At 63.2% G+C, this 15,770-nt stretch carries 11 protein-coding genes and 2 tRNA genes; 10 read left to right on the forward strand and 3 right to left on the reverse strand.

The window, feature by feature from the left end; all coding sequences use genetic code 11:
* Positions 1–504 (reverse strand): division/cell wall cluster transcriptional repressor MraZ, encoded by a 504-nt coding sequence (mraZ, locus tag AC2FL1_RS12600; protein ID WP_234137703.1) that lies wholly within the window; start codon positions 502–504, stop codon positions 1–3.
* 933 nt (positions 505–1,437) lie between these two features.
* On the opposite strand from mraZ, the gene AC2FL1_RS12605 reads away from it, so the two are divergent.
* A complete protein-coding gene (locus AC2FL1_RS12605) occupies positions 1,438–1,662 on the forward strand; it encodes a DUF1127 domain-containing protein (RefSeq protein WP_496824819.1) in 225 nt (74 codons plus the stop codon).
* A 404-nt stretch (positions 1,663–2,066) separates the two neighbouring features.
* Here the strand turns inward: AC2FL1_RS12605 and AC2FL1_RS12610 are convergent, their stop codons facing one another.
* A complete protein-coding gene (locus AC2FL1_RS12610; protein ID WP_496877163.1) occupies positions 2,067–4,463 on the reverse strand; it encodes an ATP-dependent helicase in 2,397 nt (798 codons plus the stop codon).
* A gap of 258 nt (positions 4,464–4,721) precedes the next feature.
* Here AC2FL1_RS12610 and AC2FL1_RS12615 point away from each other — a divergent pair, with 258 nt between their 5' ends.
* From AC2FL1_RS12615 to AC2FL1_RS12645, 7 genes are all read left to right on the forward strand, one after another.
* A complete protein-coding gene (locus AC2FL1_RS12615) occupies positions 4,722–6,464 on the forward strand; it encodes a sensor domain-containing diguanylate cyclase (RefSeq protein ID WP_496877170.1) in 1,743 nt (580 codons plus the stop codon).
* Between the two features lie 95 nt (positions 6,465–6,559).
* Positions 6,560–7,714, forward strand: a complete 1,155-nt coding sequence (locus tag AC2FL1_RS12620; RefSeq protein ID WP_496877164.1) for an alpha-hydroxy acid oxidase — start codon at positions 6,560–6,562, stop codon at positions 7,712–7,714.
* A 137-nt stretch (positions 7,715–7,851) separates the two neighbouring features.
* The gene (locus AC2FL1_RS12625) at positions 7,852–11,289 is read left to right on the forward strand and encodes a pyruvate carboxylase (RefSeq protein ID WP_496877165.1); all 3,438 of its coding nucleotides are present in this window, start codon (positions 7,852–7,854) and stop codon (positions 11,287–11,289) included.
* Positions 11,290–11,462: 173 nt separating this feature from the next.
* A tRNA-Gly gene (locus AC2FL1_RS12630) sits at positions 11,463–11,537 on the forward strand.
* A gap of 33 nt (positions 11,538–11,570) precedes the next feature.
* Positions 11,571–11,645 (forward strand) — tRNA-Gly (locus tag AC2FL1_RS12635).
* 161 nt (positions 11,646–11,806) lie between these two features.
* Positions 11,807–13,159, forward strand: a complete 1,353-nt coding sequence (locus tag AC2FL1_RS12640; RefSeq protein WP_496877166.1) for an aminotransferase — start codon at positions 11,807–11,809, stop codon at positions 13,157–13,159.
* A 54-nt stretch (positions 13,160–13,213) separates the two neighbouring features.
* Positions 13,214–13,987, forward strand: a complete 774-nt coding sequence (locus AC2FL1_RS12645) for a vWA domain-containing protein (protein WP_496824828.1) — start codon at positions 13,214–13,216, stop codon at positions 13,985–13,987.
* On the opposite strand, the gene AC2FL1_RS12650 is transcribed toward AC2FL1_RS12645, so the two are convergent.
* Positions 13,974–14,213, reverse strand: a complete 240-nt coding sequence (locus tag AC2FL1_RS12650) for an Lrp/AsnC ligand binding domain-containing protein (protein WP_044029069.1) — start codon at positions 14,211–14,213, stop codon at positions 13,974–13,976. The genes AC2FL1_RS12645 and AC2FL1_RS12650 overlap by 14 nt on opposite strands.
* A 160-nt stretch (positions 14,214–14,373) precedes the next feature.
* Here AC2FL1_RS12650 and hisB point away from each other — a divergent pair, with 160 nt between their 5' ends.
* Together hisB and hisH are read left to right on the forward strand one after the other, a co-directional pair.
* Positions 14,374–14,961, forward strand: coding sequence for an imidazoleglycerol-phosphate dehydratase HisB (gene hisB / locus AC2FL1_RS12655; RefSeq protein ID WP_496877167.1), 588 nt, complete (start codon positions 14,374–14,376; stop codon positions 14,959–14,961).
* A complete protein-coding gene (gene hisH / locus AC2FL1_RS12660; RefSeq protein ID WP_496877168.1) occupies positions 14,961–15,599 on the forward strand; it encodes an imidazole glycerol phosphate synthase subunit HisH in 639 nt (212 codons plus the stop codon). Before hisB ends, hisH begins: the two co-directional genes overlap by 1 nt.
* Positions 15,600–15,770: the final 171 nt, after the last annotated feature.

Genomic DNA, 15,770 nt, shown 5'->3' on the forward strand with positions numbered 1-15,770 from the left:
TCAGCTGCCCCCGGCCCCGTCGAGATACTGCATCGGATCGAAATCCTCGGGCAGCTCGTCCAGCCATTCCTCGGCGGCGGCCAGCTCTTCCTCTTCATAGGTGGCCGGATTCCAGATCTGGAACGTATCACCCGCCGCGATAAAGAAGGCCTCGTCGCCAAGCGCGATCTTGGTACGCAGCTTCGCAGGCAACACCAGGCGCCCGGTCTCGTCGACGCTGGTGGGAAAGGACTGACCGTGGAACATGCGCTGAAGCATCTTGCGCTCCATCGAGCCGCGCGGCAGCGCGTCGATCTTGGCATCGACCTCGTCGATCGCCTCCATCGTGTAGCATTCGAGGAACTTGCGACGGTGGTCGCCGTAAACGATCACCAGCTCGGGGTTGCCGCCGGATTGCCAGTTCGGGTCGCCCGCCTCCAGAACACGGCGAAACGAGGCGGGAATGGACACCCGCCCCTTGCTGTCAACCTTATGGTTGCTTTCGCCTCTGAACCTGCGCGCCAAGCTGACTGTCCCTTTCGCCTGCGCCCCCGTTGAATTTCCGTCCCCAGAAACGTGAAAACGGCGGGTTGATCTGCTGCCACTGATCAACCCGCCGCCTTAGCCCGCTTTGCGGGGTGTCCGACTGCGCGCGCCACCTGGGGGGATGTCTGCTCGCTCGCGCGCCGGATCTCTTGGTTCGATGAAAGCGAAGTGCCTGTATGAAACCTTGTTATTCTTGGTTGGGGTCGTTTGGTGCCCCTGTCGCCTCGTCCTCATCGGATGAACAAGGGATGCCATGGGAAATTATGGAAATCAACACCAATCTATGGACATACAGCAGGGCGTCATCTGAACGAAGCAAGAACACACCAAAAGGATCGAGCGACTGCACACGAGATACAGACAAATATTTACATTGAGCAACTATATATGGGCATATTTGCTCCATCCCAAAATTTCCCTCGATTTCCCAAAAAAATTCTACATCTAGCGATACCCATCCTCATGTTTTCTTTTTGTTCTCAAATCTGACGCGAATCACACCCCGCTTCCCATGAAATGGAGATCGCGTCGGCGACCAGATACATCCGTCCCACGATTTCCCATATCCGCCGGTCAAATTGGCAACCATGCAAGATCGCCCAGTCGCGAGTCAGCGCGGCAGCGGCCGCGTCCGTTTTTTTCGTGCTCAAAATAAAATCACGTCGCGTAAGTCTCAGACGCTCGCTCTTGAGTGGTTCTCGACCGAAAAAAAGCGGCCAAATGCGTCGGATCAGAAAACCTCAATAAAATATGGCGCTTTTAGAGATTCTCGAACTTATCCAAGTAATCTATGCACTTGCTGCATAGCAGCATTGAATCGAAGGGCTATTGTGCACCTGCAGCAATCGCCTATCTTCAGCCTCAAGCAAGCGCCACAACACGGTGCGGACGAAACGGATACGGATAAGAACGATGGCTGTGACAAGCGAACATAGCACCCTGAAAGGCCACCACGGTCTTGGCGTTCTGGCGCTGATCGAGATCGCGCGGAGCCGGTTTGCCGAGCACCGCATCTATCGCCAGACGGTGAACGAACTGTCGGCGCTGTCGGGACGGGAACTGGCCGATCTGGGCCTGCACCGGTCGATGATCAAGCGTGTCGCCATGCAGGCGGCCAAGGACTACACGGCGCGCTGAGCGCCACGAATTTTCGGGATCAGGCCCTTCTCCTCCTCCCTAGGGCCTGAGACGACGCGGCGGCATCCTCCTCCTCCCTGATGCCGCCGCAACAATACCGGCAAAGAAAGCCGGACGCGGATACACCGGGCTCTCCTCCTCCCTGTCCGGTGTAGAAAGCGCGCGGCGGTGCTCTCCTCCTCCCTGCACCGCCGCGACCCCATAACCGGACGATGGTTCGGACAGGATACATTCGGGCTCTCCTCCTCCCTGCCTGGATGTTGCAATGAACGGCGGTGCCCCTCCTCCTCCCTGGGCGCCGCCGTTTTTGTCTTGTGGCAAGGGAAAAGGGATCGGGGGCGCTGCCCCCGCCGCCGGTGGCGGCTCCCCCGGAGTATTTTCGACCAGAAAGAAGCCGCACGCGACTAGAACGGAACGTCGTCCTTTGCGGAGAGGAAGCGGGCAACGACCTTCTTGAGTCCGGCCTTGTCGAAATCGACTTCGACCTTGTCGCCCTCGATGCCGATCACCAGTCCATAGCCGAATTTCTGATGAAAGACGCGCTCGCCCAGTGTGAAACTGGCCACCGCGTTGAGATCGATCACCGCGGTGCGGCTTTCGCGGGGTTGTGAAAGCCCATGTTGCCCCTGACGCGCCTGGAGACGCTTCCACCCTGGGGAGTTATAGCCATCCGCCGCCGCCGCGCGGCTTTCGATGCCGGGGGTGGACATGCCACCGCCATAAAGGCCGGGCGGGGTCAGCACCTCGACATGATCCTCGGGCAATTCGTCGATGAACCGCGAGGGCAGCGCGTTCTGCCATTGGCCGAACACCCGCCGGTTGGCGGCAAAGGAGATGGTACAGACCTCTTCGGCACGGGTGATGCCCACATAGGCCAGCCGCCGCTCCTCTTCGAGCCCCTTGAGGCCGCTTTCATCCATCGATCGCTGGGATGGGAACAGGCCGTCCTCCCATCCCGGCAGGAAGACAGCGGGAAACTCCAGCCCCTTGGCCGCGTGCAGCGTCATGATCGAGACCTTGGCGCCGCCGCTGTCCTGTTCGTTGTCCATCACCAGGCTGACATGTTCCAGAAACCCTTGCAGGTTCTCGAAATTGTCGAGCTGGTTGACCAGTTCCTTGAGGTTTTCCAGCCGCCCAGGCGCCTCGGGCGTCTTGTCGTTCTGCCACATGGCAGTATAGCCGGATTCGTCCAGGATCACCTGCGCCAGCTCGATATGCGACATCTCGGGCGCACCGAACTGCATCGGGGCGGCGCCGTCTTCGATCACCGAGTCGTCGTCGATCTCGATCCGGGGCCCACGTGTCAGCGCGGCCCAGCGGACCAGCCCGTCGGTCAGTCCTTGCAGGGCCTTGCCGCCCTTGCCCTTGATCAGGCCGTTCTCCACCGCGATCCGGGCGCCCTCGACCAGCGAGACTCCGTTTTCGCGGGCGATGGCGCGAATGGCCTGCTGCGCCTTGTCGCCCAAGCCACGCTTGGGCGTGTTCACGATCCGCTCAAAGGCCAGGTCATCCTCGGGGCTGGTGACGAGGCGGAAATAGGCCATGGCATCGCGGATCTCCATCCGCTCGTAAAAGCGCGGGCCGCCGATCACCTTGTAAGGCAGGCCGATGGTCAGGAACCGGTCCTCGAACGCGCGCATCTGATGCGCCGCGCGCACCAGGATCGCCATTTCATCCAGCGAGATCGGCCGCACGCCCCGTGTGCCGCCCTGCATCGCCTCGATCTCTTCGCCGATCCAGCGGGCCTCTTCCTCGCCGTCCCAATGGCCGATCAGGCGGACCTTTTCACCCTCTTGCGCATCGGTCCACAGTTCCTTGCCCAACCGCCCCTCGTTGCCGCGAATGACATTGGAGGCCGCCGCAAGGATATGTGGCGTCGAGCGATAGTTCTGCTCCAGCCGCACCACATGGGCGCCCGGAAAATCCTTTTCGAACCGCAGGATATTGCCCACTTCGGCGCCGCGCCAGCCATAGATCGACTGGTCGTCATCGCCCACGCAACAGATGTTGCGATGCCCGCCCGCCAGCAGCCGCAGCCACAGATACTGGGAGATATTGGTATCCTGGTATTCGTCCACCAGCACATAGCGGAACCAGCGCTGATATTGCTCCAGCACATCCGGGTGGGTCTGGAAAATGGTCACCATGTGCAACAGCAGGTCGCCGAAATCGACCGCGTTCAACTCGCGCAGGCGGGTCTGGTACTGGGCATACAGTTCGGGCCCGCGATGGTTATAGGCGCCAGCCTCGGCAGCGGGCAGCTTGTCGGGCGTCAGCGCCTTGTTCTTCCAGCCGTCGATGATATTGGCCAAGAGCCGCGCGGGCCAGCGCTTGTCGTCGATATTGGAAGCCTGCACCAGCTGCTTGAGCAGGCGCAGCTGGTCGTCGGTGTCGAGAATGGTGAAGTTCGACTTCAGGTCGACCAGTTCCGCATGCCGGCGCAGCAGCTTGACACAGATCGAATGGAAGGTGCCGAGCCAGGGCATGCCCTCGGCCGGTTGGCCCAGCATGCGGCCGACGCGGGTCTTCATCTCGCGCGCGGCCTTGTTGGTAAAGGTCACGGCCAGGATCTCGTTGGGCCGGGCACGGCCCGTCATCAGCAGATGCACGATGCGCGCGGTCAGCGCCTTGGTCTTGCCGGTGCCCGCGCCCGCCAGCATCAGGACAGGACCGTCCAAACGCTCCACCGCCTCGCGCTGAGCGGGGTTGAGGTCATCCAGATACGGCGTGGGGCGCGCCGCCATGGCGCGCGCGGAAAGCGAGACGCCTTCAAAGGCGTCCATGTCGTCATAACTGCTCATGGGGGCAAATTACGCCGGAACGGGGCCGAGGGAAAGGGTTTGTTCACGGCTTGTTCACAGGTTATTTCGGTTCTCCATCACGTTTTGCAGCAAGTTTAACGATTTTGGCGGAGCGCCGGGGGAATCTGTTAACGGCTTTGTAAACTCGCGCACCCAGCCTTGAGACGGTTTGGGCGAGCGCGGGAGAGAAGCTTGGGACACAGGGCCTCCGTCAGTTGGCAACTAAGATGGGTCGGCCTGGCCCTGTTTCTGAGCGCGATGGTGGGTGTTGCCGCCTGGTCGGTGTTTCGCCTGCCCACCCCGGTCGTCGACCGGATGATCGAGTCCGATATCCGCAAACAGGCGCAGCTGTGGACCCGCGGGATCACGATGCATCTGGAGCATCTGCCCGAGATCTTTGCCAGCGGCGAGCTTGACGAACATGACATCGAATTTCTGATGTTGATGCCCAGTACCTCGGATGCCTACCGGCTCAAGCTGCTGAACGCAGAGGGGCGGGTGATCTGGTCTACCCGCGGCTCCGAGGTCGGCACGCTTACCCCGGATGCCCCATTCTTTGACGTGGTGGCACGCGGAGGAACCCACTATTCTCTTTTCGAGCGACCGATCACCGAAGTTGACGGCGCCATGCCCGCCGCGCGGGAGGGACAGCAGGACGACGCGCGTTGTATCGCCGAGGTCTATACCCCGGTGATCGTGGACGGCCAGTTTCTGGGGGCCCTGAAATTCTATGCCGATGTCAGCGAGCGCCGACAAACCTTTGCCAAGCGGTTGCAGCTGGTGCTGGCGGCGCTCAGCAGCTTTGCCCTGTTGACCATGTGCGCAACGATGCTGGTGATCTACCGCACCAACCGCGCCCGTTTCGCGGCGCTGCAATCGCGGTCCGAAACCGAACGCACGTTGATGGACGAACAATTGCGGCTGGCGCGCGAGGTGCGGCTGCTGGGCGAGTTGAACGAATGGCTGCAATCCTGCCGCTCGCTGGAGGAGCTGTTCGCGATGGTGTCGCGCTTCATGGAACATATCCTGCCGCATGCCGAGGGCAGTCTTTATGTCTACTCCAACTCTCGTGATGTGCTGGATGGCAGCGCCGGCTGGAACGGCGGCGCATTCAAGGATCATATCCACCCCGAAGCCTGCTGGGGCCTGCGCCGCGGGCGCTCTTATGAATATGGCGCATCCGAGGTGGATTTCGTTTGCGACCATGCCGAACCGCATGACGGCCGGCCCTATTTCTGCTTTCCGATCCTGGCTCATGGCGAAACCGTCGGGCTGATGCATCTGCGGGCGCGGGCCGAGGCCGAGGCGGATTTCTCGGCCAGCAAGCGGTTGGCACAGATGTGCGCCGAACAGATCAGTATGGCGATTGCAAACGTGCGAATGCGCGACCAGTTGCACGACCAGTCGGTGCGCGACCCGCTGACGGGCCTGTTCAACCGGCGCCACCTGACCGAGACCCTGCGCAAGCAGCTGCTGCATTGCCAGACCCGTGGTGGCAGGCTCAGCCTGATCGCGGTCGACGTGGATCATTTCAAGAAGTTCAACGATATTCATGGCCACGATGCCGGCGACATGGTGCTGCGCGCGGTCGGCGCAGCGTTGGAACAGGCCTGCGACCGGGACGAGGTGGCCTGTCGCATCGGCGGTGAGGAGTTCATGCTGGTGCTTCCTGACTGCACGCCCGAAGATGTGATGACCCGTGCCGAATTGCTGCGTCAGTCGGTCGAAGAGGTCACGGTCCGCTATGGCGAAAAGACCCTGCCGCGTGTGACTATCTCGGCCGGGGTAGCGCATTACCCCCGCCACGGAACCATGCCACAGGACCTGATGCGCGCCGCGGACGACGCGCTGTACGAGGCCAAGGGAATGGGGCGCAATCAGGTGCGGGTGGCGCAATCCGCCGGCGCCGATCAGCGCGAACCGTCCGAACCGGAACCTGCGAAAACATCCGTGCCCTCTGACGATCCAGCTCGGGCAGAGGGGAGCTTTGCCGCAGAATAGGCCGGGGCAGGTGACCACCCGCCCCGCCGCAGCGCAGAAAAATCTTGGGCAAATGGCATATCCGGGACTAGACTTTTCCCCAACGTCACCCATTAATGCGCCGCATGGATTTGCACAGTGCGTTTCCCGGTATCATGGACCTGAAATGGCGTGCCCAGCGGCGCCTGCCTCGCTTCGTCTGGGAGTATCTGGACAGCGGTACCGGGGTCGAGGCCACCAAGGCCCGCAACCGGGCGGCGCTTGATCGCATCGGGTTTCTGCCCTCGGTCCTGCATGGCCCGCTCGAACATGATCTGACCACGACGCTCCTCGGCATTGCCTACGCCCTGCCCTTTGGCATCGCACCCGTGGGCATGTCCGGCCTGATCTGGCCCGATGCCGAAGGCCATCTGGCCCGCGCCGCCGCCCGCGCCAACATTCCCTATTGCCTGTCCACCGTCGCGGCACAAAGCCCCGAGGACCTCGCCCCCCATATCGGGCCGCAGGCCTGGTTCCAGCTCTACCCGCCCAAGGACCCGGATATCCGCCGCGATCTGGTCGAGCGGGCGCGGCAGGCCGGGTTCAAGACGCTGGTCCTGACAGTGGATGTGCCAGTCGCCTCGCGCCGCGAGCGGCAGGTCCGTTCGGGCCTGACCCAGCCACCGAAACTGACTCCGCGCCTGCTGGCGCAGGTGGCCATGCGCCCGGCCTGGGCGTTGGGCATGGCCCGCAGCCGCATGCCGCATATGCGCACGCTGGACAAATACAGCCAGGGTCTGACCAATCTGCCACCCACCGCGCATATCGGCTATCTGTTGCGCACCTCACCCACCGAGGATTACGTGGCCTGGCTGCGCGATGCCTGGCAGGGTCCGTTTGTCGTCAAAGGCGTCCTGCGCCCAGAGGATGGCGAACGGATGGAGCGTCTGGGCGTCGATGCGCTCTGGGTTTCGAACCATGCCGGGCGCCAGTTCGACGGTGCCCCGGGCGCGGCCGAGATGTTGCCGCAGATCCGCGCCGCGACCAATCTACCGCTGATCTTTGACAGCGGCGTCGAGGGTGGGCTCGATATCTTGCGCGCGCTGGCGCTGGGAGCCGATTTCGTGATGCTGGGCCGGGCCTTCCACTTCGGGTTGGCCGCGCTGGGCCCGCGCGGTGCCGCCCATGCCATCGACATCCTGCAAAAGGATATCGAATCGAACCTGGGCCAGCTGGGCGCCGCCCGCCTCACCGACCTGCCGCCGACCCGCCCCCTGAGCATCGCACAGTGACCCCATTCGGACCGGGTCATATCGAAATGCGGCGGATGCGAGCGATAACATGCCGGTTCTACCCAGAACTACCAATATCACTGCGGCTATTGTCCGCGTAAATCCCACTGCCAACTAACCAATAACCGGGACCTGCCATGACCGATTTCAAGAAGATCCTGATTGCCAACCGTGGCGAGATCGCCATCCGCGTGATGCGCGCCGCCAACGAGATGGGCAAGAAGACGGTTGCCGTCTATGCCGAAGAGGACAAGCTGGGCTTGCACCGATTCAAGGCCGACGAGGCCTATCGCATCGGCGAGGGCATGGGCCCGGTTGCTGCCTATCTGTCGATCCCCGAAATCATCCGGGTCGCCAAGGAAAGCGGCGCTGACGCGATCCACCCGGGTTATGGCCTGCTGAGCGAGAACCCAGATTTCGTCGATGCCTGTGTCCAGAACGGCATCACCTTCATCGGACCGCGCGCCGAGACCATGCGGTCGCTGGGGGACAAGGCCAGCGCCCGCAAGGTGGCCATCGCCGCCGGTGTTCCGGTGATCCCGGCGACCGAGGTTCTGGGCGACGACATGGACGCCATCCGCAAGGAGGCCGCCGAGATCGGCTATCCGCTGATGCTCAAGGCCTCCTGGGGCGGCGGCGGGCGCGGCATGCGCCCGATCCACAGCGAAAAGGAACTGGCCGAGAAGGTGATGGAGGGCCGCCGCGAGGCCGAGGCCGCATTCGGCAATGGCGAGGGTTATCTGGAAAAGATGATCATCCGCGCCCGCCATGTCGAGGTTCAGATCTTGGGCGACAAACATGGCGAGATCTATCACCTGTGGGAGCGCGACTGCTCGGTCCAGCGCCGCAACCAGAAGGTGGTCGAACGCGCCCCCGCCCCTTATCTGAGCCAGGCCCAGCGCGAGGAACTTTGCGATCTCGGCCGCCGCATCTGCGCCCATGTGAACTATGAATGCGCCGGTACCGTTGAATTCCTGATGGATATGGACAGCGGCAATTTCTACTTCATCGAGGTCAACCCGCGTGTGCAGGTCGAACATACGGTGACCGAAGAGGTCACCGGTATCGACATCGTGCAGGCCCAGATCCTGATCGCCGAGGGCAAACCCTTGGCCGAGGCCACCGGCAAGGCCAGCCAGGACGAGATCGCACTGAACGGCCACGCGTTGCAAACCCGGATCACCACCGAGGATCCGCTCAACAACTTCATCCCCGATTATGGCCGCATCACCGCCTATCGCTCGGCCACCGGCATGGGCATCCGCCTGGATGGCGGCACGGCCTATGCGGGGGGCGTGATCACGCGCTATTACGACTCGCTCTTGACCAAGGTTACCGCCTGGGCGCCGACGCCTGAAAAGGCCATCGCCCGGATGGACCGCGCCCTGCGCGAATTCCGCATCCGCGGGGTCAGTACCAATATCGCCTTTGTCGAGAACCTGCTGAAACACCCGACCTTCCTGTCGAACGAATACACCACCAAGTTCATCGACACGACGCCGGATCTGTTCCAGTTCAAGAAGCGGCGCGACCGGGGCACCAAGGTGTTGACCTATATCGCCGACATCACCGTGAACGGGCATCCCGAAACCCGCGACCGTCCGATGCCCGCCGCCGAGGCCCGCATTCCGAAGCCGCCCGCCAAGCGGGGCGAACCCCGCATGGGCACCCGCAACCTGCTGGAGCAGAAGGGCCCGCAGGCGGTGGCCGACTGGATGAAGGCGCAGCGCCAGCTGCTGATCACCGACACCACCATGCGCGATGGCCACCAGTCGCTGCTGGCAACCCGGATGCGCTCGATCGACATGATCCGGGTGGCACCCGCCTATGCCGCCAACCTGCCGCAACTGTTCAGCGTCGAATGCTGGGGCGGCGCGACCTTTGACGTGGCTTACCGCTTCCTTCAGGAATGCCCCTGGCAGCGCCTGCGCGACCTGCGCGAGGCGATGCCCAACCTGATGACCCAGATGCTGCTGCGCGGCGCCAACGGGGTGGGCTATACCAACTATCCCGACAACGTGGTGCGCGAATTCGTGCGCCAGGCCGCCAAGGGCATCGACGTGTTCCGCGTCTTCGACAGCCTGAACTGGGTCGAAAACATGCGCGTCGCCATGGATGCGGTGGTCGAGCAGAACAAGATCTGCGAAGGCACGATCTGTTACACCGGCGATATCCTGAACCCCGACCGCGCCAAGTATGACCTGAAATACTATGTGGCCATGGGCAAGGAACTGCGCAACGCGGGCGCCCATGTGCTGGGTCTCAAGGACATGGCGGGCCTGTTGAAACCCGCCGCGGCCAAGGTGCTGATCCGCGCCCTCAAGGAAGAGGTGGGCCTGCCCATCCACTTCCACACCCATGACACCGCCGGCATTGCCAGCGCCACCATCCTCGCCGCTTCCGAGGCCGGGGTGGACGCGGTCGATTGCGCGATGGACAGCTTCTCGGGCAATACCAGCCAGGCGACGCTGGGTACCGTCGTCGAGGCGCTGCGCCATACCGACCGCGACACCGGGCTGGACGTGAAGGCGATCCGCGAGATCAGCGACTATTTCGAGGCGGTGCGCGGGCAATACGCGGCCTTTGAAAGCGGGCTTCAGGCCCCTGCCTCCGAGGTCTATCTGCACGAGATGCCCGGCGGCCAGTTCACCAACCTCAAGGCGCAGGCGCGCTCGATGGGGCTGGAGGAGCGTTGGCATGAGGTGGCGCAGATGTATGCCGACGTGAACCAGATGTTCGGCGATATCGTCAAGGTCACGCCCAGCTCCAAGGTTGTGGGCGACATGGCGCTGATGATGGTCAGCCAGGGCCTGACCCGCGCCCAGGTCGAGGACCCGAAGAGCGACGTGGCCTTCCCGGATTCGGTCATCGACATGATGCGCGGCAATCTGGGCCAGCCCCCGGGCGGTTTCCCCACGACGATCCTGACCAAGGTGCTGAAGGGCGAGGCGCCCAATACCGAGCGCCCCGGCGCCCATCTGCCGCCCGTCGATCTGGAAGCGGTGCGGGCCAAGGTCTCGGCCGAACTTGAGGGCAAGGAGGTCGATGACGAGGACCTGAACGGCTATCTCATGTATCCCAAGGTGTTCATGGATTACATGGGCCGGCATCGCCAATACGGCCCCGTCCGCACCCTGCCCACCCGCACCTTCTTTTACGGGATGGAACCGGGCGAGGAGATCGCCGCCGAGATCGACCCGGGCAAGACGCTGGAAATCCGCTGCCAGGCCATCGGCGAGACCGACGAGAACGGCGAGGTCAAGGTGTTCTTTGAACTCAACGGCCAGCCCCGCGTGATCCGGGTGCCGAACCGGCTGGTGAAGTCCACCACCATGCAGCGCCCCAAGGCCGAGCCGGGCAATGCCAACCACCTGGGCGCACCGATGCCCGGCGTGGTGGCCACCGTCGCGGTGCAGGCCGGACAACAGGTCAAGGCAGGCGATCTGCTGCTGACCATCGAAGCGATGAAGATGGAAACCGGCATCCACGCCGAGCGCGACGCCACCGTCAAGGCGGTGCATGTCCAGCCCGGCGGCCAGATCGATGCCAAGGACCTGCTGGTCGAGCTGGAATAAGCGGAAACCCACCGCCAGAGACAGGCCGCGCCCCCACCCGGGGCGCGGCCTTTTTCATGTCCGCACAACTCGACGGAGACCCCGTAAACCGGGTGAAGAATTTTCTCTCGAGCCCGCATTTTCCACTTGCAGGCCCCGGCAGTAGTTTATATCTCCCTCCTCACTCAAACGGGGCGGGCGTAGCTCAGGGGTAGAGCATTACCTTGCCAAGGTAAGGGTCGTGAGTTCGAATCTCATCGCCCGCTCCAGATTGAGACCTCAGGCCGGATGGCCAAACGGATGCGGGCGTAGCTCAGGGGTAGAGCATTACCTTGCCAAGGTAAGGGTCGTGAGTTCGAATCTCATCGCCCGCTCCAGATACTCGAACAGGCCGCCCCATGGGCGGCCTTTCGCGTTTCGGGATGGTTATCCGTCGCACCTTCATTTTGATCAAAAATTTTGACGCCGCCCGCGATCTGCGGCAATGCTTGGCGCAACTGACTCGCCGCCCCGTGCGGCTAACCGGAGGTATCTGGCCATGGCCCCTGTGATCTATCCCACCACCAACCTTGCCGCCACCGAACAGCTTGTGCTGGACCATGGCAAGGGCATCTATGTCTACGACGCGGACGGCAACGAGTATATCGAGGGGCTGGCCAGTCTCTGGTGCACCTCGCTGGGCTATGACAATGCCGAGGTGATCGGCGCGATCACCGACCAGCTGAACAAGCTCCCCTTTTCCCACACCTTTGGCGGCAAGACCCATGAGCCGATCATGAAGCTGGCCGAAAAGCTCAAGGCGATGGTGCCGGTCGAGGATGCCTATTTCTTCTTCGGCAACTCAGGCTCGGATGCCAACGACACCCATTACAAGATGCTGCGTTACTACTTCAACGCCATCGGCAAGCCGGAAAAGCGCAAGATCATCACCCGCGAGCGCGGCTATCACGGGGTGACCGTGGCCGCCGGTTCGCTGACCTCGCTGCCCGCGAACCTTGCGCATTTCGATGCGCCCGTCGAGGCGCTGCACATCCTGCGCTCGGACGCGCCGCATTACTATACCGGGCGGCAGGGCAACGAGACCGAGGCGCAGTTCGTCGACCGCATCCTGGACAATCTGGAACAGCAGATCCTGGCCGAGGGCGCCGATACCATCGCGGCGATGATCGTCGAGCCCATCACCGGCGCCTCGGGCGTGATCGTCCCGCCCGAGGGCTATTACGAAAAGCTCCAGGCCCTGCTGCGCAAGCATGACATCCTGGTCTGGGCGGATGAGGTGATCTGTGGCTTTGGCCGCACCGGCGCCGATTTCGGCTGCACCACCATGGGGATCAAGCCCGACCTGATGACCTTTGCCAAGCAGCTCAGCTCGGCCTATTTCCCTATCTCGGCCTCGGTCATCCCCGGCTGGATGTATGAAAAGATGATCGCGCCTTCGGCGGCGGTCGGCGTGTTCGGCCATGGCTATACCTATTCCGGGCATCCGGTGGCCTGCGCCGCGGCACTGAAAACGCTGGAAATCTACGAGCGCGACAAGATCTTTGACCATGCGGCCGAGGTGGGCGCCCATATGCAGGAACAGCTGCGCGCCATCTTCACCGATCATCCGCTGGTGGGCGAAGTGCGCGGCAAGGGGCTGATCGCTGCGCTGGAGCTGGTGTCGAACAAGACCACCGGTGCGACCATCGAAAAAGGTGCAGGCGGCGCCACCGTGCAGCGGCTGGCACAGGAAAACGGTCTGCTGATCCGCGCGGTTGCCGGCAATTCGGCCGCGCTCTGCCCGCCGCTGATCATCACCAAGGAAGAGGTCGACGAGATGCTGCGCCGCCTCAAGACCGCCGTTGATGGTGCCTACGCCGAATTGAAGGACAAGGGGCTGCTCGCTGCCTGACCCTTCGACCTTTGGCGCATGGACAGATCGCCGGTGCCTCGGCCAAGCTGGGGCATGGAGCGCGACTCTGACATCCCGGCATCCGGTCGATCCGGACGCGCCGCCCGTGTGGCGGCGCTTCTTGTTGCGGGTCTCGCTCCTGCGCCCGCAATCGGCGAGGCCGACTGCACCAGCGATGCGATGATCGTGTTCGACGCCTCCGGCTCGATGGCCGAGATGGGGTATAATGGCCTCGACCGGCCGCGTATCCTGGACGCGCGTGAGGCGATGCATGACACCCTGCCCCGGATTGCCACCCTGCGCCGGCTGGGTCTGGTCACATATGGTGCCGCCATGGACGGCGCAGCGGACGCTGATCTGTGCAAGAGGGTCTCGATGCCCTTTGCCCCAAGCCCCGATGCAGCGGGGCCAATCCTGAATCTCATCGACGGGATCGAGCCCGATGGCAACACCGCGCTGACCGATGCCGTCGACCTGGCCGCCCGCGTGTTTGACCAGCCCCCCCGTCCCGGCGTCATTGTGCTGGTCACAGATGGCGAAGAAACCTGCGGCGGCGCACCCTGCGCCCTGGCCACCGATCTGGCCCGCACCGCACCCGGCCTGACCGTGCATGTGATCGGGTTCCGGGTGCGTTCGCAATTCTTCGGCTGGGAAGGGGGCGACGGCAACCCCACCGTCCCCGAGACGATCAGCCCGGCCGAATGCCTGGCCCAGGCCACCGGCGGGGAATATGTCTCGACCGAGACCGTCGAAGAGTTGATCCGCGCCCTGAACCAGACGCTGGGCTGTCCTCTGTACGGGGCGCTGGCTCCGCTCAGAACGCCTTGAACGTCATCGTGGTCAGCGAGCGTTCGATATTGGGGATCACCAGCAGATGGTCGTTGATATACTTGCCCACATCCGCGCCCGCCGGGATGTAGAGCTTCATCAACAGATCATATTCGCCGCTGGTGGAATAAAGCTCGGAATGAATTTCGCGCAGCGCGATGTCTTCGGCCACCTTGTAGGTGCTGCCGGGCTTGCAGCGGATCTGGATGAATACGCAGGTGGTCATGCCGCCTCTCTCATGCTGGTTCGACCAAAGGCTGACACGCGCCGAAGCCGGGTGCAATCCCCTGTTTTCGCGCAACAGATTGGTACGTGCGTGTTGCGGCGCTCTGGCTTTTGCACGCGCCCCATGCCAAAAGCCAGCCAAGATCAGAAGGAACCCGCCCATGCGCCGTGCCAGCATCAGCCGCCAGACCGCCGAGACCGAGATCTCGGTCGATATCAATCTCGACGGGACCGGAGCCTATGACAACCAGACCGGCGTCGGCTTCTTCGACCATATGCTGGACCAACTGGCGCGCCATTCGCTGATCGACATGACGATCAGCGCCAAGGGCGACTATCACATCGACGATCACCACACGGTCGAGGATACCGGCATCGCGCTGGGTCAGGCGCTGAGCGCCGCGCTTGGCGACAAGCGGGGCATCCGCCGCTATGGCGAATGCCACCTGCCGATGGATGACGCGCAGGTGCGCTGCGCGCTCGACCTGTCGGGGCGGCCCTTCCTGGTGTGGAACGTGGACCTGCCGACGGCCAAGATCGGCACGTTCGACACAGAGCTGGTGCGCGAGTTCTTTCAGGCACTCAGCACCCATGGCGGCATCACCCTGCACGTGGACCAGCTGCACGGGCTGAACAGCCACCACATCGCCGAGGCCGCGTTCAAGGCGGTGGCCCGTGCCCTGCGTCAGGCGGTGGAGGCGGACCCGCGCAAGGGCGACGCCATCCCCTCGACCAAGGGCACGCTCTGATGCTCACCGCCATCATCGACTACGAATCGGGCAACCTGCACTCGGCCGAAAAGGCGTTTCAGCGCATGGCGCGCGAGACCGGCGCGGGCGAGGTGGTGGTGACTTCGGACGCCGATGTGGTGGCCGGGGCCGACCGGCTGGTGCTGCCGGGCGACGGCGCCTTTCCCGCCTGCGCCGCCGAGTTGCGCGGGCACAAGGGCCTATATGACGCGATGGTCGAGGCGGTGGAGCAGAAGGGTCGCCCCTTTCTGGGCATCTGCGTCGGCATGCAACTGATGGCTACCACCGGTCACGAGTATGAAGAGACCCCCGGTCTGGGCTGGGTCGCGGGCGACGTGGTGCGGATTACGCCTGCGGATGCGGCGCTGAAAGTGCCACATATGGGTTGGAACGATCTGGTGATCGAGGCGGCGCATCCGATCTTTGACGGGATCACCAGTGGCGATCACGTCTATTTCGTGCATTCCTATCACTTCCGGGTGGCAAACCCCGCCGAACGGCTGGCGCATGTGGACTATGGCGGGCCGGTCACTGCTGTGGTTGGACGCGACACCATGGTTGGCCTGCAGTTCCACCCCGAGAAAAGCCAGGCCATCGGCCTGCGCATGATCGGCAATTTCCTGACCTGGACCCCCTGAAAGGGGGGCCGTTTTCCGGCACGGAAAACGGCTCGGAAAACAGATGTTTTCCGGGCCGGAGTTCTTGCAGAACTCCGGCGTCCCGGCTTCACCCGGCGCGCAGCGACATCGGCGCCACCCCATGGGCGCGGCGGAAGGCGCGGGCAAAGGCCTCGGGCGAGCCATAGGCAT

Source organism: Ruegeria sp. YKSF070 (assembly GCF_059612725.1).

What these genes read in the sequence shown, in the direction of transcription:
- hisB (WP_496877167.1), top strand. Translation starts at nt 14,374, where the DNA reads ATGCGCCGTGCCAGCATCAGCCGCCAGACCGCCGAGACCGAGATCTCG.
- AC2FL1_RS12645 (WP_496824828.1), top strand. Translation starts at nt 13,214, where the DNA reads ATGGAGCGCGACTCTGACATCCCGGCATCCGGTCGATCCGGACGCGCC.
- AC2FL1_RS12650 (WP_044029069.1), bottom strand. Translation starts at nt 14,213, where the DNA reads ATGACCACCTGCGTATTCATCCAGATCCGCTGCAAGCCCGGCAGCACC.
- AC2FL1_RS12620 (WP_496877164.1), top strand. Translation starts at nt 6,560, where the DNA reads ATGCGCCGCATGGATTTGCACAGTGCGTTTCCCGGTATCATGGACCTG.
- AC2FL1_RS12640 (WP_496877166.1), top strand. Translation starts at nt 11,807, where the DNA reads ATGGCCCCTGTGATCTATCCCACCACCAACCTTGCCGCCACCGAACAG.
- AC2FL1_RS12615 (WP_496877170.1), top strand. Translation starts at nt 4,722, where the DNA reads ATGGTGGGTGTTGCCGCCTGGTCGGTGTTTCGCCTGCCCACCCCGGTC.
- hisH (WP_496877168.1), top strand. Translation starts at nt 14,961, where the DNA reads ATGCTCACCGCCATCATCGACTACGAATCGGGCAACCTGCACTCGGCC.
- AC2FL1_RS12610 (WP_496877163.1), bottom strand. Translation starts at nt 4,463, where the DNA reads ATGAGCAGTTATGACGACATGGACGCCTTTGAAGGCGTCTCGCTTTCC.
- AC2FL1_RS12625 (WP_496877165.1), top strand. Translation starts at nt 7,852, where the DNA reads ATGACCGATTTCAAGAAGATCCTGATTGCCAACCGTGGCGAGATCGCC.
- AC2FL1_RS12605 (WP_496824819.1), top strand. Translation starts at nt 1,438, where the DNA reads ATGGCTGTGACAAGCGAACATAGCACCCTGAAAGGCCACCACGGTCTT.